At 41.5% G+C, this 25,704-nt stretch carries 22 protein-coding genes; 21 read left to right on the top strand and 1 reads right to left on the bottom strand.

The genetic code is table 11. The annotated features are described in order from the left end of the window. Nucleotides 1-75 precede the first annotated feature (75 nt). From HMPREF8578_RS10625 to HMPREF8578_RS10550, 16 genes are all read left to right on the top strand, one after another. Nucleotides 76-1,239, top strand: a complete 1,164-nt coding sequence (locus HMPREF8578_RS10625; RefSeq protein ID WP_001079983.1) for a class I SAM-dependent rRNA methyltransferase — start codon at nucleotides 76-78, stop codon at nucleotides 1,237-1,239. Next, nucleotides 1,236-1,913 carry a type I 3-dehydroquinate dehydratase gene (gene aroD, locus HMPREF8578_RS10620; protein WP_000767779.1) on the top strand — a complete coding sequence of 226 codons (678 nt, stop codon included), beginning with the start codon at nucleotides 1,236-1,238 and terminating at the stop codon, nucleotides 1,911-1,913. Before HMPREF8578_RS10625 ends, aroD begins: the two co-directional genes overlap by 4 nt. After that, nucleotides 1,903-2,757 carry a shikimate dehydrogenase gene (locus HMPREF8578_RS10615; RefSeq protein WP_000666998.1) on the top strand — a complete coding sequence of 285 codons (855 nt, stop codon included), beginning with the start codon at nucleotides 1,903-1,905 and terminating at the stop codon, nucleotides 2,755-2,757. The genes aroD and HMPREF8578_RS10615 overlap by 11 nt, the downstream gene beginning before the upstream one ends. Nucleotides 2,758-2,775: 18 nt before the next feature. Next, a complete protein-coding gene (gene aroB / locus HMPREF8578_RS10610) occupies nucleotides 2,776-3,843 on the top strand; it encodes a 3-dehydroquinate synthase (protein WP_000702151.1) in 1,068 nt (355 codons plus the stop codon). A 9-nt stretch (nucleotides 3,844-3,852) separates the two neighbouring features. Continuing rightward, nucleotides 3,853-5,019, top strand: a complete 1,167-nt coding sequence (gene aroC / locus HMPREF8578_RS10605; protein WP_001269844.1) for a chorismate synthase — start codon at nucleotides 3,853-3,855, stop codon at nucleotides 5,017-5,019. A 9-nt stretch (nucleotides 5,020-5,028) separates the two neighbouring features. Further along, nucleotides 5,029-6,132 carry a prephenate dehydrogenase gene (locus HMPREF8578_RS10600; RefSeq protein ID WP_001140465.1) on the top strand — a complete coding sequence of 368 codons (1,104 nt, stop codon included), beginning with the start codon at nucleotides 5,029-5,031 and terminating at the stop codon, nucleotides 6,130-6,132. A gap of 10 nt (nucleotides 6,133-6,142) precedes the next feature. Continuing rightward, nucleotides 6,143-6,481, top strand: coding sequence for a YlbF/YmcA family competence regulator (locus HMPREF8578_RS10595; protein WP_000065976.1), 339 nt, complete (start codon nucleotides 6,143-6,145; stop codon nucleotides 6,479-6,481). A gap of 89 nt (nucleotides 6,482-6,570) precedes the next feature. After that, the gene (gene aroA / locus HMPREF8578_RS10590) at nucleotides 6,571-7,854 is read left to right on the top strand and encodes a 3-phosphoshikimate 1-carboxyvinyltransferase (RefSeq protein WP_000769898.1); all 1,284 of its coding nucleotides are present in this window, start codon (nucleotides 6,571-6,573) and stop codon (nucleotides 7,852-7,854) included. Then, a complete protein-coding gene (locus HMPREF8578_RS10585) occupies nucleotides 7,847-8,323 on the top strand; it encodes a shikimate kinase (protein ID WP_001151361.1) in 477 nt (158 codons plus the stop codon). Before aroA ends, HMPREF8578_RS10585 begins: the two co-directional genes overlap by 8 nt. Beyond that, nucleotides 8,320-9,168 carry a prephenate dehydratase gene (pheA, locus tag HMPREF8578_RS10580; protein WP_000686430.1) on the top strand — a complete coding sequence of 283 codons (849 nt, stop codon included), beginning with the start codon at nucleotides 8,320-8,322 and terminating at the stop codon, nucleotides 9,166-9,168. Before HMPREF8578_RS10585 ends, pheA begins: the two co-directional genes overlap by 4 nt. Further along, complete coding sequence (locus tag HMPREF8578_RS10575; protein ID WP_000032326.1) at nucleotides 9,165-10,460, top strand: LCP family protein; 1,296 nt, start codon at nucleotides 9,165-9,167, stop codon at nucleotides 10,458-10,460. Before pheA ends, HMPREF8578_RS10575 begins: the two co-directional genes overlap by 4 nt. 143 nt (nucleotides 10,461-10,603) lie before the next feature. Beyond that, nucleotides 10,604-11,440 carry a LicD family protein gene (locus HMPREF8578_RS10570; RefSeq protein WP_001281444.1) on the top strand — a complete coding sequence of 279 codons (837 nt, stop codon included), beginning with the start codon at nucleotides 10,604-10,606 and terminating at the stop codon, nucleotides 11,438-11,440. Further along, on the top strand, nucleotides 11,437-12,405 hold the full coding sequence (locus HMPREF8578_RS10565) for a glycosyltransferase family 2 protein (protein ID WP_002893359.1): 969 nt from the start codon (nucleotides 11,437-11,439) through the stop codon (nucleotides 12,403-12,405). The genes HMPREF8578_RS10570 and HMPREF8578_RS10565 overlap by 4 nt, the downstream gene beginning before the upstream one ends. Nucleotides 12,406-12,426: 21 nt before the next feature. After that, on the top strand, nucleotides 12,427-14,586 hold the full coding sequence (locus HMPREF8578_RS10560) for a LicD family protein (protein WP_001011685.1): 2,160 nt from the start codon (nucleotides 12,427-12,429) through the stop codon (nucleotides 14,584-14,586). Nucleotides 14,587-14,643: 57 nt separating this feature from the next. Beyond that, nucleotides 14,644-15,456: a LicD family protein gene (locus HMPREF8578_RS10555; protein WP_002893357.1), complete on the top strand. Its 813-nt coding sequence runs from the start codon at nucleotides 14,644-14,646 to the stop codon at nucleotides 15,454-15,456. Nucleotides 15,457-15,499: 43 nt separating this feature from the next. Beyond that, on the top strand, nucleotides 15,500-18,028 hold the full coding sequence (locus HMPREF8578_RS10550; RefSeq protein WP_000792508.1) for an MBL fold metallo-hydrolase: 2,529 nt from the start codon (nucleotides 15,500-15,502) through the stop codon (nucleotides 18,026-18,028). Nucleotides 18,029-18,075: 47 nt separating this feature from the next. Here HMPREF8578_RS10550 and HMPREF8578_RS10545 read toward each other — a convergent pair whose 3' ends face one another. Then, nucleotides 18,076-19,554, bottom strand: coding sequence for an oligosaccharide flippase family protein (locus tag HMPREF8578_RS10545; RefSeq protein ID WP_000789709.1), 1,479 nt, complete (start codon nucleotides 19,552-19,554; stop codon nucleotides 18,076-18,078). Nucleotides 19,555-19,676: 122 nt separating this feature from the next. Between HMPREF8578_RS10545 and mecA the strand changes: the two genes are divergently transcribed. The 5 genes from mecA to HMPREF8578_RS10515 all read left to right on the top strand — a co-directional run bounded on the left by mecA (nucleotide 19,677) and on the right by HMPREF8578_RS10515 (nucleotide 25,703). Then, complete coding sequence (mecA, locus tag HMPREF8578_RS10540) at nucleotides 19,677-20,417, top strand: adaptor protein MecA (RefSeq protein ID WP_000782710.1); 741 nt, start codon at nucleotides 19,677-19,679, stop codon at nucleotides 20,415-20,417. Between the two features lie 147 nt (nucleotides 20,418-20,564). Then, entirely contained in the window at nucleotides 20,565-21,851 is a 1,287-nt protein-coding gene (locus HMPREF8578_RS10535) for a homoserine dehydrogenase (protein ID WP_000216362.1), read from the top strand. Between the two features lies 1 nt (nucleotide 21,852). Then, nucleotides 21,853-22,722, top strand: coding sequence for a homoserine kinase (gene thrB / locus HMPREF8578_RS10530; protein ID WP_000692416.1), 870 nt, complete (start codon nucleotides 21,853-21,855; stop codon nucleotides 22,720-22,722). Nucleotides 22,723-22,980: 258 nt separating this feature from the next. Continuing rightward, nucleotides 22,981-23,919, top strand: coding sequence for a peptide-methionine (R)-S-oxide reductase MsrB (msrB, locus tag HMPREF8578_RS10520; protein ID WP_000818174.1), 939 nt, complete (start codon nucleotides 22,981-22,983; stop codon nucleotides 23,917-23,919). Nucleotides 23,920-23,978: 59 nt separating this feature from the next. Continuing rightward, on the top strand, nucleotides 23,979-25,703 hold the full coding sequence (locus tag HMPREF8578_RS10515) for an ABC transporter ATP-binding protein (protein WP_000681723.1): 1,725 nt from the start codon (nucleotides 23,979-23,981) through the stop codon (nucleotides 25,701-25,703). Nucleotide 25,704: the final 1 nt, after the last annotated feature.

The following is a 25,704-nucleotide window of genomic DNA, read 5'->3' as shown; positions in this document are numbered from 1 at the left end:
TCAGTAAACTAAAGTACAACTGGTTAAACGGTTTCTTTTTTGAGAATTGTCACAAAATTTGCTATAATAGTAGCTATGAATAGAATTAGGGTCAGCAGACGTGTTGAAAAAAAGCTAGCTAAGGGTCTAGTTCTTTTGGAAGCAAGTGATTTAACAGATATTGATCTGACGGATCAGGCAGTAGAAGTTCTTAGTCAAGACGGGAAATTTTTAGGGAGTGCCTATCTTTCTCAGCAGAACAAGGGCATTGGCTGGTTGGTCAGCAAGGAAAAGGTTGGTTTCAACCAATCCTTCTTTGAAATCCTGTTTCGTAAGGCTAAGGAAGATAGAAAGCCTTATTATCAAGATGACTTGACTACTGCCTTTCGCCTTTTTAACCAAGAGGGGGATGGTTTTGGTGGTCTGACTGTTGATCTCTATGGAGATTATGCTGTTTTTTCTTGGTACAACTCCTTTGTTTACCAAATTCGTGAGCTAATCGTAAAGGCTTTTAAGGAAGTTTTTCCTGAGGTCTTGGGGGCTTATGAGAAGATTCGTTTTAAAGGTCTAGACTACGAGTCTGCCTATGTTTATGGTGAGGAAGCGCCGGATGATTTTACTGTTCTTGAGAATGGCGTTCTCTATCAAGTCTTTATGAATGATGGCTTGATGACAGGGATTTTCCTGGACCAGCATGAGGTTCGTGGAAGTCTGGTTGACGGTCTAGCCATGGGCAAATCCTTACTTAATATGTTTTCCTATACGGCGGCCTTTTCAGTTGCTGCAGCTATGGGAGGTGCGAGTGAGACGACTTCTGTCGACTTGGCCAAACGGTCTAGAGAGCTGTCAGAAGCTCATTTTCAGGCAAATGGACTCAGCACGGACAATCACCGTTTTATCGTCATGGATGTTTTTGAGTACTTCAAGTATGCCAAGCGAAAAGGCTTGACCTATGATGTGATTGTGCTTGATCCGCCGAGCTTTGCCCGCAATAAAAAACAAACATTCTCTGTAGCTAAGGACTATCACAAGTTGATTTCCCAGAGTCTAGAGATTTTAAATCCGGGAGGGATTATCATTGCCAGTACCAATGCTGCTAATGTTTCCCGCCAGAAATTTACAGAACAAATTGATAAAGGTTTTGCAGGAAGAAGGTATCAGATTTTGAACCAATATGGTCTTCCAGCAGACTTTGCCTATAATAAAAAAGATGAAAGCAGTAATTACCTCAAGGTGATTAGTATGAAGGTTAGTAGATGAAATTAATCGTTTCAGTGATGCCAAGAAGTTTAGAAGAAGCGCAAGAACTGGATGCCACTAGGTATGAAGATGCCGATATCATTGAGTGGCGTGCGGACTTTCTTACAAAGGACGCTATTTTACAGGTAGCACCCGCTATCTTTGAGAAATTTGCAGGACGCGAACTTGTCTTTACCCTTCGGACTCGCGCTGAGGGAGGAGAAATCGAACTTTCCTCAGAAGAGTATGTTCAAATCATCAAGGAAGTTACTCAGCTCTATCAGCCGGATTATGTAGATTTTGAGTATTTCAGCTACAAGGACGTTTTTGAGGAAATGTTGGATTTTCCAAATCTTGTATTGAGCTATCATAATTTCCAGGAGACACCTGAAAACATGATGGAAATTTTGTCTGAGTTGACCAGTCTCTCTCCGAAAGTGGTCAAGGTATCTGTCATGGCCCACACGGAGCAGGATGTTTTAGACCTGATGAACTACACTCGAGGATTTAAAACACTCAACCCTGAGCAAGAGTACGTGACCATTTCCATGGGGAAAATGGGCAAGGTATCCCGTATCACTTCAGATGTGACAGGTTCAAGTTGGTCATTTGCTAGTCTGGATGAAGCGAGTGCCCCAGGTCAGATTTCGCTATCAAACATGAAGAAAATCAGGGAGATTTTGGATGAAGTTTGATGGCTATACACGTTTAGCTGCAGTTGTTGCAAATCCCATCAAACACTCTATTTCACCCTTTATCCACAATAGGGCCTTTGAGGCGACAGCTACCAATGGTGCTTATGTAGCTTGGGAGATTGAAGCGGGTGACTTGGCAGAAACAGTCGCCAATATTCGCCGTTACCAGATGTTTGGCATCAACCTGTCTATGCCTTACAAGGAGCAAGTGATTCCTTATCTGGATGAGTTGAGTGATGAGGCTCGTTTGATTGGGGCGGTCAATACTGTTGTCAATCATAATGGCACTTTAATTGGATATAATACAGATGGCAAGGGATTTTTTAAGAGCTTGCCTTCTTTTACAATCTCAGATAAGAAAATGACCATTCTGGGAGCAGGTGGTGCGGCCAAATCAATCTTGGCACAAGCCATTTTGGACGGGGCCAGTCAGATTTCAGTCTTTGTGCGTTCAGTTTCCATGGAAAAAACAAGACCTTATCTAGACAAGTTGCAGGAGCGAACAGGTTTTAAAGTGGATTTGTACGCTTTAGAAGATGCTTCTGAACTGCAATCAAGGATTGCTGAGGCGGACTTATTAGTCAATGCGACTAGTGTGGGAATGGATGGCAAATCATTCCCAGTTCCTGAAAGCATAGTCTTACCAGAAACTCTATTGGTGGCAGATATTATTTACCAACCCTTTGAGACTCCATTTTTGAAATGGGCTAGAAGTCAGGGCAACTCAGCTGTCAATGGTCTAGGAATGTTGCTCTATCAAGCTGCTGAAGCTTTTCAACTGTGGACAGGTAAAGAAATGCCGACAGATGAGATTTGGCAGTCCTTAACAGAAAAATATAAATAGTGAAAAGGAGACCTTACTATGAAAATCAGAATCGATATTCCGCATCATCCTTATGATATTCAGATTGAAAAAGGTTGTCTATCGCAAGCTGGTCAATGGTTGCGAGAACTCTGGCACCCTCAAAAGGTAGTCATTGTGACAGATAACCATGTAGCCTCTCTCTATGCAGAGAGGGTTAAACTCAGCCTAGAAGATGCTGGTTTTCAGGTAGCTGTTTTTGACTTTTTAGAAGGCGAAGAACGAAAGAATTTAACAACTGTTCAGAAAGTCTATGAATTTCTAGTCAAGCAAGGGTTGACTCGTAGCGATGGAATCGTGGCTCTTGGTGGTGGTGTCGTTGGGGACCTAGCTGGTTTCGTAGCCTCTACCTATATGCGAGGCATTCACTTTGTTCAGATTCCGACTAGTTTGACAGCCCAGGTTGATTCTTCTATCGGTGGAAAGACGGGCGTCAATACTCCATTTGCTAAGAATATGGTTGGGACTTTTGCCCAACCAGATGGAGTCCTGATTGATCCGCTTGTCCTTGAAACTCTTGGGAAAAGAGAGTTGATAGAAGGGATGGGTGAGGTTATCAAGTACGGCTTGATTGAGGATCCAGAACTTTGGGCTCTCTTGACGGAACTGGATGGCTCTGTTGAGAGCATACTAGAACATGCAGAGACTTTGATTGAACATTCTTGTCAGGTGAAGCGCAAGATGGTGATTGAGGATGAGTTGGATAATGGTGTTCGTCTTTACCTCAATTTTGGTCACACTATTGGCCATGCCATTGAAGCAACGGCTGGTTATGGGAAAGTCATGCATGGAGAAGCTGTGGCCATGGGCATGGTGCAGATTTCCAAGGTTGCTGAGGAAAAAGGCCTTATGCCAGCTGGTATTACCCAATCTATCACAGAGATGTGTCAGAAATTTGGACTACCTGTTGACTATGAAAACTGGGATGTTGACAAGCTCTATCAAGTTTTGACTCATGACAAGAAGGCGCGTGGGAACACCTTGAAATTGGTTTTGGTACCAGAGCTTGGCTCGGCGACCATTCACCCAGTTTCTCTGGAAGAGATGAAAGACTACTTGGTAAAATAAGGAGAACGTATGAGATATTTAACTGCAGGAGAATCACACGGCCCCCGTCTGACAGCTATCATTGAAGGAATTCCTGCTGGACTTCCTTTGACAGCAGCGACCATCAATGAGGATCTGAAACGTCGTCAGGGTGGATATGGTCGTGGTGGTCGTATGAAGATTGAGAGTGACCAGGTTGTCTTTACTTCTGGCGTTCGCCATGGGAAGACGACAGGGGCTCCCATTACCATGGATGTTATCAACAAAGACCACCAAAAATGGCTGGACATCATGTCTGCTGAGGACATCGAAGACCGCCTTAAAAGCAAACGGAAAATCACTCATCCTCGACCAGGTCATGCCGATTTGGTTGGGGGTATCAAGTACCGTTTTGATGATTTGCGTAATTCCTTGGAGCGCTCATCAGCCCGTGAAACCACCATGCGGGTGGCAGTTGGAGCAGTAGCCAAACGTCTCTTAGCTGAGCTAGATATGGAGATTGCCAACCATGTCGTGGTTTTTGGTGGTAAGGAAATCGATGTCCCTGAAAATCTAACAGTTGCTGAGATTAAGCAAAGAGCTGCCCAGTCTGAAGTTTCTATTGTCAACCAAGAACGAGAACAAGAAATCAAGGACTATATTGACCAAATCAAGCGTGACGGTGATACCATCGGTGGGGTTGTGGAGACAGTCGTCGGAGGTGTTCCAGTTGGCCTTGGATCTTATGTTCAATGGGACAGAAAATTGGATGCGCGATTGGCCCAAGCAGTTGTCTCTATCAATGCCTTTAAAGGGGTGGAATTTGGTCTTGGATTTAAAGCTGGTTACCGAAAAGGCAGCCAGGTTATGGATGAAATTCTCTGGTCTAAAGAAGACGGCTATACTCGCCGTACTAATAATCTAGGCGGTTTCGAAGGTGGTATGACCAATGGGCAACCGATTGTTGTCCGTGGTGTCATGAAACCCATTCCCACTCTTTATAAACCACTTATGAGTGTGGATATCGAAACCCACGAACCTTACAAGGCAACCGTGGAGAGAAGTGATCCGACGGCTCTTCCAGCAGCAGGTGTTGTCATGGAGGCTGTTGTGGCAACAGTTCTGGCGCAGGAAATTCTTGAAAAATTTTCATCGGACAACCTAGAGGAATTAAAAGAAGCGGTAGCCAAACACCGTGAGTATACAAAGAACTATTAAGGAGTCTCTATGGCAAAAACCATCTATATCGCAGGTCTCGGTTTGATTGGTGCCTCGATGGCGCTTGGTATCAAGCGCGATCATCCCGATTACGAAATTCTAGGTTACAATCGCAGTCAGGCTTCGAGAGACATTGCCTTGGAGCGGGGGATAATTGATCGCGGAACGGATGATTTTGCTAGTCTTGCTCCTCTGGCAGATGTCATCATTCTGACCTTGCCGATCAAGCAGACCATTGCTTTTATTCAGGAGTTGGCAGGTTTAGACTTGAAAGAAGGCGTCATTATTTCAGATGCTGGCTCTACCAAGGCTGCCATTGTGGAAGTTGCTGAGGAATACTTGGCTGGAAAGCCTGTTCGCTTTGTCGGGGCTCATCCCATGGCTGGTAGCCACAAAACAGGGGCTGCCTCTGCCGATGTCAATCTCTTCGAAAATGCCTACTATATCTTCACACCTTCGAGCCTGACAAGTCCTGACACGCTTGAGGAAATGAAGGACCTACTTTCTGGTCTCCATGCTCGTTTCATTGAAATTGATGCCAAGGAGCACGATCGAGTGACTTCACAGATTAGCCATTTTCCCCATATCTTGGCATCAGGTCTCATGGAGCAAACAGCTGTTTATGCTCAAGAACATGAGATGACAAGGCGCTTTGCGGCGGGTGGTTTTCGAGATATGACCCGGATTGCAGAGAGTGAACCAGGTATGTGGACTTCCATTCTCTTGTCCAATCGCGAGACCATCTTAGAGCGGATTGAGGATTTCAAGGAACGCTTAGATGAGATTGGTCAGGCTATTAGCAAGGGGGAAGAAGAGCGGATTTGGAACTTTTTCAACCAAGCGCGTGAGCAACGTCAGGCTATGGAAATCCATAAACGTGGTGGTGTGGATAGTTCTTATGACCTCTATGTCGATGTTCCCGATGAAGAAGATGTTATCTTGCGAATTTTGGAATTGCTAAGAGGAACTTCTTTGGTTAATATCCACATCAATGAGGAAAACCGTGAGGATGTTCACGGGATTCTCCAAATTTCCTTTAAAAATGCTCAGGATCTGGAACGAGCTGAGCGCTTAATTTCAGAAAATACGGACTACACAGTCGTCATCAAATAAGGAGAAAATCATGTCAAATATTTATGATAGTGCAAATGAACTCAGTCGTGGCTTACGCGAATTACCAGAATACAAGGCTGTCAAAGCAGCTAAAGATGCCATACAAGCTGATACGGAAGCCAGCAAGATTTTTGCAGATTACCTTGCCTTCCAGCAAGAAATCCAAGTCATGGCGCAAACTGGACAAATGCCAGATGACTCTTTTCAAGAAAAGATGCAGTCTTTTAGCAAGCAAATCCAAGAGAACGCTCTTTTGTCAGATTTCTTTGCCAAACAGCAACAATTGTCCATTTACCTTTCAGACATTGAAAAAATTGTCTTTGAACCTGTTTCGGAATTATTGAAATAGTATTTTATCTGTATAAAAGCCAGAAATTTCAGGAATTTCTGGCTTTTTTGTGATAAAATAAGAAAAGTATTGCAAGTATGAGGTCAACTATGAAACTAAAAACAAACATTCGCCACTTACATGGCAGTATCCGAGTTCCAGGTGACAAGTCTATCAGCCACCGTTCGATTATTTTTGGAAGTTTGGCTGAGGGCGAGACTAAGGTTTATGATATTCTGCGTGGCGAGGATGTGCTCTCAACCATGCAGGTTTTTCGTGACCTTGGTGTTAAAATTGAGGACAAAGATGGGGTTATTACCATTCAAGGTGTAGGCATGGATGGCATAAAAGCTCCGCAGAACGCCTTGGATATGGGGAATTCTGGCACCTCGATTCGCCTGATTTCAGGTGTCCTTGCTGGTGCAGACTTCGAAGTAGAGATGTTCGGAGACGACAGTCTTTCTAAACGTCCTATGGACCGTGTGACGATTCCATTGAAAAAAATGGGTGTCAGCATTTCGGGGCAAACAGAGCGAGACCTGCCTCCTCTTTGCTTAAAAGGAACAAAAAATTTAAAACCGATTCACTATGAGTTGCCAATCGCCTCTGCTCAAGTCAAGTCAGCCTTGATGTTTGCAGCCTTGCAGGCTCAGGGGGAGTCCGTTATTATCGAGAAAGAATGTACTCGTAACCACACCGAAGATATGTTACACCAATTTGGTGGACATTTAAGTGTGGATGGCAAGAAAATCACAGTTCAAGGACCACAAAAACTGATCGGACAAAAGGTAGTTGTTCCAGGAGATATTTCCAGTGCAGCCTTTTGGTTGGTCGCAGGTTTGATTGTTCCAAACTCTCGTGTGGTGCTGCAGAATGTGGGCATCAACGAAACGCGTACTGGTATTATTGATGTCATTCGTGCCATGGGAGGAAAATTGGAAATAACTGAAACCGATCCAGTCGCTAAATCAGCAACCTTGACTGTCGAGTCTTCAGACTTGAAAGGAACAGAGATTGGTGGTGCCTTGATTCCACGTTTGATTGATGAATTGCCCATTATTGCCCTTTTAGCGACACAAGCGCAAGGTGAAACAGTCATTAAGGATGCTGAGGAACTCAAGGTCAAGGAAACAGACCGCATTCAGGTGGTGGCAGATGCCTTAAATAGCATGGGGGCGGACATCACTCCTACAGCAGATGGGATGATTGTCAAAGGGAAATCAAGACTTCATGGCGCTAGAGTCAATACGTTTGGTGACCATCGAATTGGAATGATGACAGCTATTGCAGCCCTCTTGGTTGCAGATGGAGAAGTGGAACTTGACCGTGCTGAAGCTATCAATACCAGTTATCCTAGCTTCTTTGATGATTTGGAGAGCTTGATTCATGGCTAAGGTATTACTCGGATTTATGGGGGCAGGCAAGTCGACAATCGCTAGAGGATTGGACCCAGACTACATCGATATGGATGCCTTAATCGAGGAACGCTTGGGCATGTCCATTGCGAATTTCTTCGCTGAAAAAGGAGAAGTGGCCTTTCGCCAAGTAGAGTCAGAAGTCCTAGCTGACTTACTAAAAACGGACCGAGTTGTGTCAACTGGCGGAGGGGTTGTCATTTCTCGAAGAAATCGTGACTTGCTCAAAACCAATCCTGATAACATCTACCTAAAAGCAGATTTTGAAACCCTCTACCAACGTATTGCAGCTGATAAGGACCATCAGCGCCCGCTTTTTCTTAACAAAAGCAAGAAAGAACTGGCAGCTATTTTCCAAGAAAGACAAGCTTGGTATGAGGAAGTAGCCAGTCAAGTTCTGGATGTGACCAAGTTAAGCCCAGAGGAAATTATAGAGGAACTGAGATGAAAATTGCCTATCTAGGTCCCAAGGGATCTTTTTCGCATCATGTTGTGCAGACAGCCTTTCCCAAAGAGGAATTGCAGGCTTTCGCCAATATCACAGATGTTATCAAGGCCTATGAGCAAGGCTTGGTGGACTATTCTGTAGTGCCAGTTGAAAATTCTATTGAGGGTAGTGTCCATGAAAGTTTGGACTATCTTTTTCATCAGGCTCGCATCCAAGCAGTTGCAGAAATTGTTCAACCCATTCACCAGCAGTTGATGGTGGTTCCAGGTCAGTCAAAAATTGAGAAAATCTTTTCCCATCCTCAGGCTTTGGCTCAGGGAAAGAAATTCATCGATATGCACTATCCAGAGGCCAAAATTGAGGTAACCGCCAGTACCGCCTATGCGGCCCGCTTTATTTCGGAACATCCAGACCAGCCATACGCAGCCATTGCTCCTAAAAGTTCAGCTGACGAATATGGATTAGAATTGATTGCAGAGGATATTCAGGAAATGGAAGCCAATTTCACACGTTTTTGGGTGTTAGGGGCAGAGATACCGAAGATTCCTTTGAACTCACAAGCTGAAAAAATGAGTTTGGCCTTGACCTTACCGGACAACCTACCTGGTGCTCTTTACAAGGCACTTTCGACCTTTGCTTGGAGAGGAATTGACTTAACAAAGATTGAGAGTCGCCCCCTTAAAACAGCCTTGGGAGAATACTATTTCATTATCGATGTAGACTATAGTGATAAAGAACTGGTTCATTTTGCCAGACAAGAACTAGAAGCTATTGGAATCCAGCACAAGATACTGGGAACCTACCCGATTTTTACCATAACTGATATAGAAAAGGAGAGTCAATGAGCAAAGAAAATCCTTTAAGTCATCACGAGCAGTTACGTTATGACTATCTCTTCAAAAATATTCATTACCTCAACGACCGTGAACGGAGGGAATTTGATTATCTGCAACAGAAAATGGCAGGTCCCAAGTCTGAAGTTCACCCTTCCTACCAAGAAGAAAAAGAAGAAACTTGGGGTAGAGATATTGATCTTCCGACCTACGGCAGTAGAAGCCGGTCTAAGAAACGTGAAAAGGTAGCTCCTCAACCTAAAGTCAAAAAGAAAAAGAGAAGAATTCGCTTCAAACGAATACTGACTTGGCTCTTGCTGTTGATTACCTGTGTGCTTGCAGGGATGATTTTTATGTTTCTTCGAGGTTTCCAGTCAGCAGCCAATCCAACAAATAAGCCAGCTGACGCCAAGGCAGCTCAAGTAGAGGTCTTTAACGGTCAGGATACCAAAGATGGTGTGAATATCCTAGTCATGGGGACAGATGGCCGTATCGGTCAAAATAGTGCGGAGACTCGTACCGACACGATCATGGTACTGAATGTCAGTGGATCGGATAAGAAGATTAAACTAGTCAGCTTTATGCGTGACAACTTAGTTTATATCGACGGGTACAGTAAGATTGTAAATGGCCAGAAACAGACGGATAACAAATTAAATGTTGCCTATGAACTTGGGGAACAAGAAGGGCAAAAAGGGGCTGAAATGGTCCGCAAGGTTCTAAAAGACAACTTTGATTTGGATATTAAGTACTATGCCCTAGTTGACTTCCAGGCTTTTGCAACAGCTATTGATACCCTCTTCCCTGACGGAGTAACGATTGATGCCCAATTCTCAACATTGAATGGTCAACCTTTGACAGAAGCCACAGTTGGAGATGACCTTCATGCAACAGAGACAGAATCCCCAACTCAAACTATCAAAGTTGGAAAACAGCAGATGAATGGCTCCACCTTGCTGAACTATGCTCGCTTCCGTGATGATGATGAGGGAGACTATGGCCGTACCAAACGTCAGCAACAAGTCATGTCAGCCGTTCTTGAGCAAATCAAAGATCCAACCAAGCTCTTTACGGGATCAGAGGCACTTGGAAAAGTCTTTGGCATGACATCAACAAATCTACCATATAGCTTCTTGTTGACCAATGGCTTATCTGTCCTAGAAGGTGCTCAAAATGGCATTGAAAGACTCACTGTCCCAGAACTTGGTGACTGGGTGGACGCTTATGATATCTATGGTGGGCAAGGTCTTCTGGTCGATCAAAATAAATACCAGACCAAACTCGCCCAAATGGGAATGAGATAGAATACTATAAAAAAATCAAAGTTTGAATCACCAGTGAAAAAGTGGTTTAGGCTTTGATTTTTCTTAGTATCTGATGGATTTTTAGGGCTTTTTTATGGTATAATAAAACGATATAACTCGTTATTGGACAGAAGAGGAGAGACATGAGTGATTTGAAAGCGATTCAGGCTCGTAGTCTGGAAATGGCTGAATATTTCGTCGCATTTTGTAAAGAACATGATTTGTTGTGCTATCTCTGTGGTGGAGGAGCCATTGGCGCCCTTCGTAATAAAGGTTTCATTCCTTGGGATGATGATTTGGACTTTTTCATGCCACGTAAGGACTATGAAAAATTAGCAGAACTGTGGCCACGTTATGCAGACGAGCGTTATTTCTTGTCAAAGAGTAACAAAGATTTTGTAGACCGTAACCTTTTTATTACCATTCGTGATAAGGAAACCACTTGTATCAAGCCTTATCAGAAGGATTTGGATTTGCCACACGGTTTGGCCTTGGATGTTTTACCTTTGGATTATTATCCTAAAAATCCAGCTGAGCGTAAGAAACAGGTTCGTTGGGCCCTGATTTATTCACTCTTTTGTGCGCAAACTATCCCAGAAAAGCATGGTGCGGTCATGAAATGGGGAAGTCGCATCTTACTCGGCCTGACTCCAAAATCTCTACGTTATCGCATTTGGAAAAAAGCTGAAAAAGAAATGACCAAGTATGGTCTGGCTGAGAGCGATGGAATTACGGAATTATGCTCAGGTCCCGGCTACATGCGAAACAAATACCCAATCGCATCCTTTGAGGACAATCTTTTCTTGCCATTTGAAGGAACTGAGATGCCCATCCCAGTCGGCTATGATGCCTATCTCAGCACTGCTTTTGGGGACTATATGACACCGCCACCAGCAGACAAGCAAGTACCGCATCATGATGCTATTATAGCAGACATGGACAAGAGCTACACAGAGTACAAGGGAGAATATGGAGCATGATGGGAGAAAAAATAAGCGTTATCGTTCCGGTCTACAATGTAGAAGCCTATCTGGAGCGATGTGTGGAGTCGATTCTTCAACAGACTTATGCCCATTTTGAGTTAATCCTAATCAACGATGGTTCTACTGATTCTAGTGGACAGATCTGTGATCACTTAGCATCTCAGTATGAGAATATCAAGGTTTATCATATCGAAAATGCTGGTGTTTCAAATGCTAGAAATATGGGAATTCAGCTAGCGACGGGTTCTTGGGTTACCTTTATTGATAGCGATGATTTCGTTACCCAGGATTACCTAGCTACTTTAGCAAGTGCAGTTGAAGGGGTGAATGTAGGCTTTGCAATTGCTCCTCTGCACCATATCAAAAACGGCATTGTAACTGATATACCTTCACATTCTGGAAAAACAGAACTCTGGTCAACAGAAGAAACCATGAAGGAACTACTGATGACTACCAGAACGTCATTTTTTCCAGTTGCAAAACTGTTTAAGAGAGACCTGCTAGCGGATGAAAAGTTTAATACCAACTATCACCTAGCTGAAGATGCTCTATTTTTAACTGAATTGCTACTAAAGACAAGATGCAGTTGCGTATTTATTGACAAACCTGTTTATTATTATGATCATCGTGAGGGAAGTGCAACAACATCTGTTAATCGACATGTATTTGACACGATAGAAGTTTATCAGCAAATAATTGCTCAAGTTTCACAAGTCTTTCCTAATTTAAAATACGAATTAATAAACAGAGAATGTTGGTCGTACATCACAGTTTACGATAAAATTATCTTTACTTCACGTGAAGAGTATCAAAAGGAGAAAGCCGAGCTGAGGACTTGGATTGTTCAGCATCGACACGAAATATGGAAAGATGCTTATTTTACCACTTTTCGCAAGGTAGCGATCCTATCACTTGTCATTTCTCCATGGCTATATAAGAAAATTGTTGGATTAAAAAACTAATATCATGAGAAGGAGTTGAAAATGAATTTTTCAAAAATGGATGAATACTTTGAAAAATCAAAACTATGGATTGCATATCTATTTGTTTTCATTTCGATTTTAAGTATGAGTTCACTGGTTTATAAGATAGCAAATCCCCTCTACAAGGGATTATCAGCGATTGTAGTGCTTTACATTTGCTATACCTTATTGTTTAAGTGGAAAGAAATCACAGCAGATCGCAAATTTCTATCCTTATTTGGACTCTTAGCTGGAAGTCATCTGCTATCAGCTGTTTTCAATCGCTCTGGACATCTGATTGGAAATGTGATTGAAATTCTCTTCATGGTAACCTATGTTTTATTATTTACCATGTTACAATCAGGGCAACTTAAAAAATTATTTGACTGGATTGCCTATACGGTTCAAATTGTATCTTTTTCTTCAGCAATTTTTGCGTTTGGTTTATTGATAAGTAGAGTCCTCATCCTATTTAAGATTGGTGAACAATCTTATTACTATGGTGTCATGAACGGCCGTCTGTGGGGGATTGTCAATCCAAATGCTAGTGCGATATTTTCATACATTAGCATTATTTTGGCTATGTATTTGATCCATAAAGGAAGTAAATATTCTGTTTATCTTAAACTGAATAATGTGATTCAATTCGTTTACTTCGCTACCATGCAAAGTCGAGGAGCCTTACTTTCTTTACTTCTCATGATTGGACTCTATAGTTTCTTTGCTACTAGAGGAAGTATCGTTAAACGATTCCTCACTTTTATAATTGCTGGTTTGCTGATTACTGCAACTAATATTGGATTAAGCTATGTAACTTCAATCTATATCTCATCTGAAACAGCGACTGTCTTAGATTTAAACAAAGGACAATCCTATGCTGAGACAGATTCGTCTGTTACTAAGAAGAACGGTGAGCTCCATCTGATTGAAACAACACCAAGTGGTAGAACCTATATCTGGAAAAATGCCATCAAGATGGGAAGTGCCAAACCAATTTTTGGTTATGGTGTACGAAATGTTCCAGATTACTACACAGAATATTTCAGTAAATTTGAGATTCAAAACTCCCTTATCGGTGGGAATTTCCATAACATTTTTGTGACCATATTTGTCAGTTCGGGAGTTCTAGGTTTGGTATCCTTCCTTCTTGTACTGGCTTATGTCATCAAGCGCTTTTTAACGTATTTGATTGTTTCCAAGAAACATACTGATAAATTGATCATGATCCTTTTCTTTGGTATCTTGTTTGGTCAATTATTTGAAAGTCAGATTATGTATTCAACCAACTTTATTAATATCATCTTCTGGCTAGCGATTGGCTATGGACTCGTAGTCTGCAAACGCGATGAAGGAGTTCGGTACCAAGAAGTAACAGATGTCAATGAAATTCAACAGATGGAACTTGGAATCATGGAGTATATTCATGAAGTTTGTCAGAAAATTGGGGTTAAGTATTTCTTAGCATATGGAAGTCTAATTGGTGCTGTTCGCCATCAAGGATTTATCCCTTGGGATGATGACATGGATATCTGCATGTTACGAGAAGATTATGAAAAGTTGCAAGACTACCTTATCGCTAACCCTGATGAACGTTACGAGGTCATGTCTTATAAAAATAATCTCAACTATGTCTATCCCTTCATGAAAGTGCAGGATAACCATACTTACTTGTTGGAAGAAGATGTTCGCATCGATTCAAATATGGGTATCTATGTAGATATTTTCCCCGTGGATGGCTACGAGGATGATGTAGAATTTAAAAACAAGATGACGAAACTGATAAAGAAACGTCAATTGAGTTGCTACACCTTCAAAGGCATTACCAATACGAAAAGTGTACTGAATTCGCTGTTACGTTATGTGTCAGTTATTATTTTCTATTTCACCAATACAAACAAATACGTTGCCCAGATTGAAGAGCTTGCAAAATCCCGTAAAGTCTCAGATTATGAGCAAGTGGATTATCTTATCTACAAGGATATGAACAAACCAGTGTGGAGACGTGAATGGCTGGAACAAGTTACTACTGGAATATTTGAAGGTAAGGAATTTACCATTCCGAAAAATTATCATGAAATTTTGACCTCAGACTACGGAGACTATATGCAATTGCCACCGGTTGAACAAAGAGTATCTCATCATGATTTTAAATTATGGAAGATTGTTAAAAGGTCTAAATGACGGGATTGGGATTAAGAAACGTTTAAAAATATAGTCAAATTTAGGAGAATAGAACCTATGTCTGAAAGAACTTTAACTCTTGAAGAAATCAAGCAAGTAGAATTGGATATTTTAAAGTATCTACATGATCTTTGTGAACAACATCAAATCAAATACTTTATTGATTTTGGAACCTTACTAGGAGCTGTACGCCATAAAGGATTTATCCCTTGGGATGATGATACAGATATTTCCTTAGCGCGTGATGAATTTGAAAAACTGTATAAGATTTTACAAAATGAAAATCATCCCTACTACAAATTGATTTCATTCAGAGAAACAAAGGGATACCCATACAGTTATATGAGAGTCTATGATGTAAGGACTCGTCGAGATGCTAACCTCGTAGACCCAACGGTCGTATTGGGAACTTGCGTTGACATTTTTCCATATGATGGTGTCGTAACACAGGAAAGTGACCGTAAGAAAATGAAGCTCTACAAATATTTCATTCGCCTTTCTTCATTGAATTTTAAAGGGATCAAGTCTGAGAATGGTGGACTTAAAAACCTCCCTCGTTATATGGGATCAGCTATTTTCCGCTTAACTTCCCCACAGCTATGGAATCAAAAATTAGAGAGTCTTGCTTTGAAGTATAGTGTGGATCAAGCAACAGATCTTACTTGTACTATCTATGACCCTTATTATCCAAATGGTATAAAAAAAGAATGGCTCTATGATTTGATTGATATGCCTTATGAAGACATTGTGGTCAAGGTTCCGAGAAAATACCATGAAATACTTGTCTACGAATTTGGAGAAAACTATATGACTCCACCACCTATTGAGCAACAAGTCCCAGGAGGGGATAAAAACTACTGGATTGATTAGATTAGTAAAAGTTGCTTATTGTTAAGAAAAAGGAGTTTTCAAGGTGAAAAATAAATGGTTATTAAAATCAGTTAGATATAGTGTTCTCGCATTCTTTCTATTACTGATTCAGTTATCGCAAGGAGTAGATGCAGATACCATCTCTGCAGGTTCGGGCAATCGTATCCATTTCATAAATACTAAAGCAAAATCTGGGAGTGATGCCATCCTTCTGGAAAGTAATGGTCACTATGCTTTGATTGATATGGGAGAAGACTATGATTTCCCTGATGGGAGTGACCCACGCTATCCAAGCCGCTGGGGAATTTCCATGAGAAATTATCAAGTATTGGAGGATCGATTGATTCGCCATTTGGATCAAATAGGTGTAAAAAAATTAGATTTTATTATAGGAACTCATGTCCATAGTGACCATATTGGTGGAGCAGACGAAATACTCAATCGATATCAAGTCGGTAAGTTTTATTTGAAAAAATATTCAGATGATCGGATCACAGCAAACTGGGGACTATGGGATAATCTTTTCAATTATGATAATGCTTTGAGAGCAGCTCAAAAACGAGGAGTTACGCTTATCCAGAATATTTCAGATGAGGATAGCCATCTAAAATTAGGTGACATGGATATCCAACTCTATAATTATAAGAATGAATATGATGCTGAAGGGAATCTGAAAAAAGTTCGAGATGATAACTCTAACTCCATTGTTTCAGTAGTGACTGTGGCAGGAAAGAGAATCTATCTTGGTGGAGATTTGGATAATGCCGAGGGAGCAGAAGATAAGTTAGGTCCAGTTATCGGCAAGGTTGATATGATGAAATGGAACCACCATTATGATGCGACAATTTCAAATACGATTAATTTCCTTGAAAACTTATCACCAAAAATGATTATTCAGACAACTGGTGGAGATATTAATGTTGCTTCAACCAGAGAATACCTTCAGAAGAAAAATATTCAGGTTCTTCATGCTGCGAGCCAAACTCAAGACGCTACCGTTTTTGATATTAGCGATAAAGGATTTGCTAATGTTTCAAATACCTTCCCTGATATCCCTGTAGTTGACGAAAAATGGTATCAAGAAGATGGCTATTGGAAATATCGTTTGACTGATGGAGAAATGGCTATCGGCTGGAGAGAGATCGGCGGAGCCACTTACTTCTTTAATGGAAAAGGACAAATGCAAGTAGGTCGCTGGCTTCACCTTAACGACGACTGGGGAGAAAATGCCAAAGGGAACGATTACTATTTGAACCAAAATGGTAAAATGCAAACTGGTGGTTGGTTCAAACTAGATGACTCTTGGTATTATATCCAATCAAATGGTGCTAGACGATTTAGCGAGCTCTCTGAAATTGGAGGGAAAAAGTATCTCTTTGCAGCAGATGGGAAGATGCTAACAGGACATCAAGTCTATAATGGCAAGAAGATGTTCTTTACCGAAAGTGGTGCACTCCAAACAGCAGGTAAGCCTTCAACATGGCAAAAGATTGATTCAAATTGGTATTTCTATGATGAGGATGGGCTAAAGACCATCGGTAAAAAGAATATCAATGGAAGCACATACTACTTTAATCAAGAAGGTATCATGCAAACTGGCTGGGCCTTTGTTGATGGTCACTGGAACTATTTTGCAAGTTCTGGAGCTATGAAAACCGGCTGGGTTAAGGATCGGGAAACATGGTATTATCTGGATAAAGATGGCAACATGTTAACTGGCAGACAAGATATAAATGGTGCTCGTTACTATTTGAATGCTAGTGGTGCAATGCAGACTGGCTGGAAGTGGCAAGACAATAGCTGGTACTTCTATACGAACTCAGGTGCTATGAAAACTGGTTGGTTGAAAGATAAAGAATCATGGTATTATTTGGATCCAGAAACTGGTATCATGGCTGTAGGATCTAAAGAGATTGACGGTAAAAACTATTTCTTCAGCTCTGCAGGTACTATGCAAGTTGGATGGCAGTGGTCAAATGATTCTTGGCATTACTACGCTACGTCTGGCGCACTCCAAACAGGTTGGTTGAAAGATGGTGATGCCTGGTATTATCTTGAAGGTAAAGAAGGAATTATGTTAATCGGCCTCCATCAAGTAGATGGTAAGCAATATTACTTTAGCAAATCTGGTGCCATGCAAACTGGCTGGAAATGGTTTGATAATCATTACCGTTACTTTGAATCAAATGGAGCCATGAAAACTGGTTGGATAAAAGACAAAGGCGTCTGGTATTATCTAAATCCTGAAGATGGCATCATGTTGGTTGGCCTTCATAAAGTAAATGGTGATCATTATTACTTTGATGAGTCAGGAGCTATGCAAACGGGTTGGAAACAGCTTGATGGTAATTGGTACTATTTCCAAACTGATGGTTCTTTGTTGAAGAACGCAACAACACCTGATGGTTACAAAGTAAACGAAGAAGGAATCTGGGAACAGGCTGTTGCTACTGTAAATAGCGATGCAGTCAAGCCAGAACAGAAACAAGAAGCTAATTCCTCTATTGTTGAACAACCTAAACAAGATTCAAATCTAGAAGCCAAGGCTTCTGATAAGAAAGAAAAAGAATAAAGAAGAAATCCCCTACTGACAACTAATTTATCAGTAGGGGATTTTTTTTAATTTCGTTTTAATTTAGCAAGTACAAGGTTCAGTGCATAGTGGAGTGTTTTGTCTTTGGTGATAAAGAGGGTCAAGAGGTAATAGATACCACAAGTTGCTACGGTAGAAAGAACCATGAGAATCATATTGAAGTTTACTGTGTAGGAATTGATTTGGAAAATCATCTTGAAAATATAGAAGATTGGGATAAAACCAAGGGATATAAGGCTATAACGTGTTAAGGTTATAAAAATTTCTTTTAAACTGATCAGTTGGTGTTTCTTGATAAAATGAATTTCAAGTAAAACAACGATAGTTTCTGCGATAATGGTCGTAGCTATGTAATACTCAGGTGCAAAAATATTATTGAAATACAAGATGCTATTTAATAGGATATTGGCCCCACCACCAAGGAAGTAGAAGGCAGTTAAGCGATTTTCATGGTCGTTGATAAAGATAATCTGTTTACCAAGAATCAACTCAATAGCCCAAATGATGGTACGAAAAGCGAAGACACTAGTTACGATACCCGCTTCAAGATATTTTTCAGAAGAATAAATAACAGTTGCGTACCGTCCCAATATCATAATCCCAATACTAGTTGGAACCATAAGGAAATAGAATAAGGATGCTGCTTGATTCACGAGATAATTATAGGACTTGTAATCCTTTTTCCCGAGATAGTAGCCGAGGCGTGGAATACTGACGTTGATAGCTCCACTCAAGACACTGGCAATCAACATGACGATACTATAGGCAATTGTATAATAAGAAATATAGTTCTCATCCGGTCCCTTGGTGATAAACATTCTATCTAGCAAGGTATAAAGCATATTAGCGTTTGCTAAGAGAAGCATAGTAAAGAGTGGTTTAGAAGCTTTAGCTAATTCGACGAAACCAATCTTAACAAAAGAAACTTCTCTCTTAATCCAAAGAAAACTGAGCAGGTAGTTGAGGATAGTGGTCGCTGTCATAACGATAGCATAAGGAACGATATCATCTGCCGTTTTAACGAAGGCGAAGATAGCGACCAGCATGGTAATTCGAATAATTAATGTTTTATAGAGGATGAAGGCATAGTTTTCATAAGCCTCGTTCATCCATTCGATATTGAGAAATTGGAAGAGTGCTTGAGCCCCTAGGATGTAGTAGAGAACTTTCAGATTCTCAATGCTGGTGTCAAAGAAGATAATGAGGAAGTAGATACCTGTCGTCAGGAGAGAGGTGAAAACCGAGATATAAAACAACTTAGAAAAGACGTAGTTGATTTTATTCTTGTCATCCTTGACCTTACTGATAGCTCGAATCCCGTAGTTGTATATTCCAAAGGCAGCTAGTGGAATAACGAAACTTGCCCAGGTATTGGCAGTATTGAAATAACCGTAATTGGATTTGCTGAGAATCCGCGTCAGATAAGGATTGGTTATCAGTGGAAAAACGATATTGAGAATATTGACCAGCAAGCTGGCCAAGGCATTTACTTTTATATTTTTCATTGAACTTTCTTTCTTAAATCTAAAATCATATCTAGTATTATATCACATTCTCGCTTCATTCTTTTGATAAAATCGTAAAAATCTAGTATAATAGATAGACTGAAAGTATGAGGTTACTAGATATGAAGATGAAACAAATTAGTGATACAACACTGAAAATCACAATGACTTTAGATGATTTGATGGACCGAGGAATGGAGATTGCAGACTTTCTCGTTCCTCAGGAAAAAACCGAAGAGTTTTTCTATGCTATTTTAGACGAGTTAGAGATGCCAGACAATTTCTTGGATAGTGGCATGCTGAGTTTCCGCGTGACGCCAAAACCTGATAAGGTCGACGTCTTTGTGACCAAGTCCAAGATTGACCAAAATTTGGATTTTGAAGATTTGGCGGATTTACCAGACATGGAAGAATTAGCCCAAATGTCGCCAGATGAATTTCTCAAAACCTTGGAAAAGAGCATTGCAGATAAGACCAAGGACGATATTGAGGCCATCCAATCTCTAGAGCAGGTCGAAGCAAAGGAAGAAGAGCAAGAGCAAACTGAAAAGGAGACTGAGAGCAAGAAAGAACCTTATATCTACTATATCTTGCGTTTTACAAGTCTTGCTGACTTAGTTGCTTTTGCAAAGACAGTTAACTACCAGATGGAAACATCTGAACTCTATAAGATGAATGGGCACTACTATTTGACAATCTTAGTCGATGTGGAAAATCATCCAAGTCCATATCCGGCTTGGCTCTTGGCTCGTATGCGTGAGTTTGCAGACGACAGTGACATCAGTCGTTCAGTCTTGCAAGAGTATGGGCAAATCTTGATTAACCATGACGCAGTTCTCGGTCTGCAAAAGATTCGTTCATAATTTTCAAAATCAATTTTCATTTATCAAGAAAGACGAATCATGGGATTCGTTTTTTCTTTTCTAGACCGAAATAGTGATTTACTATAATAGGAATTTTCATAAAATTCTGTTATAATGGCTATATCAGAAAATTTCTAGGAGACAAACATGACAGTTAAAATTGCTTTACTTGGATTTGGTACCGTTGCAAGTGGCGTGCCTTTCCTCCTAAAGGAAAATGGAGAAAAAATCGTTCAGTCAGCTCATTCAGAGATTGAAGTAGCCAAGGTATTGGTCAAGGATGAAGATGAAAAGAACCGCTTGCTTGCAGCAGGAAATGACTTTAACTTTGTAACCAATGTAGACGATATTTTATCAGACAAGGACATTACTATTGTAGTGGAATTGATGGGGCGTATCGAACCAGCTAAAACCTTTATCACTCGTGCCTTGGAGGCTGGCAAACACGTTGTTACTGCCAATAAGGACCTTTTGGCTGTCCATGGTGCAGAATTGCTAGAAATCGCTAAAGCTAACAAGGTAGCACTTTACTACGAAGCAGCAGTAGCTGGTGGGATTCCAATTCTTCGCACTCTAGCAAATTCCTTGGCTTCTGATAAAATCACGCGCGTGCTTGGAGTAGTCAACGGAACTTCCAACTTCATGATGACTAAGATGGTGGAAGAAGGCTGGTCTTACGATGATGCTCTTGCAGAAGCACAAAGACTTGGTTTTGCAGAAAGTGACCCTACAAATGACGTAGATGGGATTGATGCAGCCTACAAGATGGTGATTTTAAGCCAATTTGCTTTTGGTATGAAGGTTGCCTTTGACGATGTAGCCCACAAGGGAATCCGCAACATCACACCAGAAGATGTAGCTGTAGCCCAAGACCTTGGCTATGTAGTGAAATTGGTTGGTTCTATCGAGGAAACTCCTTCAGGTATTGCTGCAGAAGTGACTCCAACCTTCCTACCTAAAGCACATCCACTTGCCAGTGTGAATGGGGTAATGAACGCTGTTTTTGTAGAATCTATCGGTATCGGTGAGTCTATGTATTACGGACCAGGTGCGGGTCAAAAACCAACTGCAACAAGTGTTGTAGCGGACATTGTCCGTATCGTTCGTCGCTTGAATGATGGTACCATTGGTAAAGACTTCAACGAATACAGCCGTGACTTGGTCTTGGCTAATCCAGAAGATGTCAAAGCTAATTACTACTTCTCAATCTTGGCTCCAGACTCAAAAGGTCAGGTCTTGAAACTAGCTGAAATCTTTAATGCTCAAGATATTTCCTTCAAGCAAATCCTCCAAGATGGCAAAGAGGGTGACAAGGCGCGTGTAGTGATTATCACTCATAAGATCAATAAAGCACAACTTGAGAATGTTTCAGCTGAGTTGGCCAAAGCTTCAGAATTTGACCTCTTGAATACCTTCAAGGTGTTAGGAGAATAAGATGAAGATTATTGTACCTGCAACCAGTGCCAATATTGGGCCAGGTTTTGATTCGGTCGGTGTAGCTGTTACCAAGTATCTTCAAATTGAGGTATGTGAAGAACGGGATGAGTGGTTGATTGAACACCAGATTGGCAAATGGATTCCCCATGACGAGCGTAATCTTTTGCTTAAGATTGCCTTGCAAATTGCGCCTGACTTGCAACCGAGACGCTTGAAAATGACCAGTGATGTTCCCTTGGCGCGTGGTTTGGGTTCTTCTAGCTCGGTTATCGTTGCTGGAATTGAACTGGCTAACCAACTGGGCAATCTCAACTTATCTGATCATGAAAAGTTGCAGCTGGCTACTAAGATTGAAGGACATCCTGACAATGTGGCACCAGCTATCTATGGAAATCTCGTTGTTGCGAGTTCCGTTGAAGGTCACGTTTCAGCGATTGTGGCAGACTTCCCCGAGTGTGATTTTCTAGCTTATATTCCCAACTATGAATTACGCACCCGCGATAGCCGTGGTGTCCTTCCTAAGAAATTGTCCTACAAGGAAGCTGTTGCAGCTAGTTCTATCGCCAATGTGGCCGTTGTAGCCTTGTTAGCAGGAGATATGGTGACTGCTGGGCAAGCAATCGAGGGGGACCTCTTCCACGAGCGTTATCGTCAAAGTCTGGTCCGTGAATTTGCGACGATTAAGCAAGTAGCCAAAGAGAATGGTGCCTATGCAACCTATCTTTCAGGTGCCGGGCCAACAGTTATGGTCTTGGCTTCTCATGACAAGATGCCAGCGATTAAGGCAGAATTGGAAAAGCAACCCTTCAAAGGCAAACTGCATGATTTGAAGGTTGATACCCAAGGTGTCCGTGTCGAAGCAAACTAAAGAATAGAAGATAGGATGGGGAAACTCTTGACTAGAGGGCTTCCTATCCTTTTTTTGAAAAGAAGTTTATACTCAATGAAAATCAAAGAGCAAACTAGGAAGCTAGCCGCAGGCTGCTCAAAACAGTGTTTTGAGGTTGTGGATAGAACTGACGAAGTTAGCTCAAAACAGTGTTTTGAGGTTGCAGATGTAAGCTGACGTGGTTTGAAGAGATTTTCGAAGAGTATTAGTTAAAAACTTGATAAAGGAGAAATAAAGATGGCAGAAATTTATCTAGCAGGTGGTTGTTTTTGGGGCCTAGAGGAGTATTTTTCCCGAATTGCTGGAGTGCTAGCAACCAGTGTCGGCTACGCTAATGGCCAAGTCGAAACGACCAATTACCAGTTGCTCAAGGAAACAGACCATGCAGAGACTGTTCAAGTGATTTATGATGAGAAAGCGGTGTCACTTAGAGAGATTTTGCTTTATTATTTCCGTGTCATTGATCCCTTGTCTATTAACCAACAAGGGAATGACCGTGGTCGCCAATATCGAACTGGGATCTATTACCAAGATGAAGCAGACTTGCCGGCTATCTACACAGTGGTGCAGGAGCAAGAACGCATGCTGGGTCGAAAGATTGCAGTAGAGGTGGAGAAACTTCGTCACTACATTCTGGCTGAAGACTACCATCAAGACTATCTCAAGAAAAATCCTTCTGGTTACTGTCATATCGATGTGACCGATGCTGAGAAGCCATTGATTGATGCCTCTAACTATGAAAAGCCTAGTCAAGAGGTGCTGAAGGAAAGCCTAACTGAAGAATCCTACCGAGTAACTCAAGAAGCTGCTACAGAAGCGCCGTTTAGTAATGCTTATGACCAAACTTTTGAAGAAGGGATTTATGTAGACATCACGACGGGTGAGCCACTCTTTTTCGCTAAGGATAAGTTTGCCTCAGGTTGTGGTTGGCCAAGTTTTAGCCGTCCGATTTCTAAGGAATTGATTCACTATTACAAGGATTTGAGCCATGGAATGGAGCGAATCGAGGTTCGTTCTCGGTCAGGAAATGCTCACTTGGGTCATGTTTTCACAGATGGACCTCAGGAGTTAGGTGGCCTCCGTTACTGTATCAATTCTGCATCCTTGCGCTTTGTAGCCAAGGATGAGATGGAAGAAGCAGGATATGGCTATCTATTACCTTACTTAAACAAATAAAACTGAGAGGGTGGGGCTTCCCACTTTCTTCATTTCCAGAATAAGAATAGAAGGGATTTATGAAACACTTACTATCTTACTTCAAACCCTACATCAAAGAGTCGATTCTAGCACCCTTGTTCAAGCTACTAGAAGCTGTTTTTGAGCTCTTGGTTCCCATGGTGATTGCTGGGATTGTTGACCAGTCCTTGCCCCAGAGAGATCAAGGGCATCTATGGATGCAGATTGGCCTGCTCCTTATCTTTGCAGTGATTGGTGTTTTAGTGGCCCTGGTAGCCCAGTTTTACTCAGCCAAGGCAGCGGTTGGGTTTGCCAAAGAACTGACAGATGACCTTTATCGTCATATTCTTTCCTTACCCAAGGATAGCAGAGATCGTTTGACAACTTCTAGCTTGGTGACCCGCTTGACTTCGGATACCTACCAGATTCAGACTGGTATTAATCAATTCCTGCGCCTCTTTTTGAGAGCGCCTATTATCGTTTTTGGAGCCATTTTTATGGCCTATCGCATCTCGGCTGAGCTGACTTTCTGGTTTTTAGTTATGGTTGTCATTTTGACGATTGTCATTGTCGGTCTCTCTCGACTGGTCAATCCTCTCTACAGCAGTCTCAGAAAGAAAACGGATCAGCTGGTTCAGGAAACGCGCCAGCAATTACAAGGCATGCGAGTTATTCGTGCTTTTGGTCAGGAAAAACGAGAGTTACAGATTTTTCAAACCCTTAACCAAGTTTATGCTAGATTGCAAGAAAAGACGGGTTTCTGGTCTAGTTTGTTAACACCTCTGACCTATCTGATTGTTAATGGAACTCTTCTCGTCATCATCTGGCAGGGATATATTTCAATTCAAGGAGGTTTACTCAGTCAAGGTGCCCTGATTGCTCTTATCAACTACCTCTTGCAAATCTTGGTGGAATTGGTTAAGCTCGCCATGCTGATAAATTCCCTCAACCAGTCCTATATCTCAGCCAAGCGAATTGAGGAAGTTTTTACCGAAGCTCCAGAAGATATTTTTTCAGAATTAGAACAAAAACAAGCTACCAGCGATAATGTTTTACAAGTCCAAGAATTAACCTTTACCTATCCTGATGCGGCCCAGCCTTCTCTGAGAAACATTTCCTTTAATATGAAGCAAGGGCAGATCCTTGGTATCATCGGGGGAACTGGTTCAGGTAAATCAAGCTTGGTGCAAGTCTTACTTGGTCTTTATCCAGCAGATAAGGGAAGCATTGACATTTATAGAGATGGATGTAGTCCTCTTAATCTTGAGCAGTGGCGGTCTTGGATTGCCTATGTACCCCAAAAGGTCGAACTCTTTAAGGGAACTATTCGTTCCAACTTGACTCTGGGTTTTAATCGAGAAGTGTCTGACCAAGAACTCTGGCAGGCCTTGGAGATTGCGCAAGCTAAGGATTTTGTCAGTGAAAAGGAAGGACTCTTGGATGCCCTAGTTGAGGCAGGAGGGCGAAATTTCTCAGGCGGACAAAAACAAAGGCTGTCTATCGCACGAGCAGTCTTGCGTCAAGCTCCATTTCTCATCCTAGATGATGCGACCTCAGCTCTCGATACCATCACAGAGTCCAAGCTCTTGAAAGCTATTAGAGAAAATCTGCCAAATACGAGCTTAATCTTGATTTCTCAACGGACTTCGACACTTCAGATGGCTGACCAGATTCTCCTTTTGGAAAAAGGTGAGCTCCTAGCTGTTGGCAAGCACGAGGACTTGATGAAAACTAGCCAAGTCTATCGCGAAATCAATGCATCTCAACATGGAAAGGAGGACTAGC

The organism is Streptococcus oralis ATCC 49296 (assembly GCF_000185265.1).
Classification (GTDB): domain Bacteria; phylum Bacillota; class Bacilli; order Lactobacillales; family Streptococcaceae; genus Streptococcus; species Streptococcus oralis_BC.
Note: the sequence above shows the minus strand (reverse complement) of the source record. Positions and strands in the feature narration are given on the sequence as shown.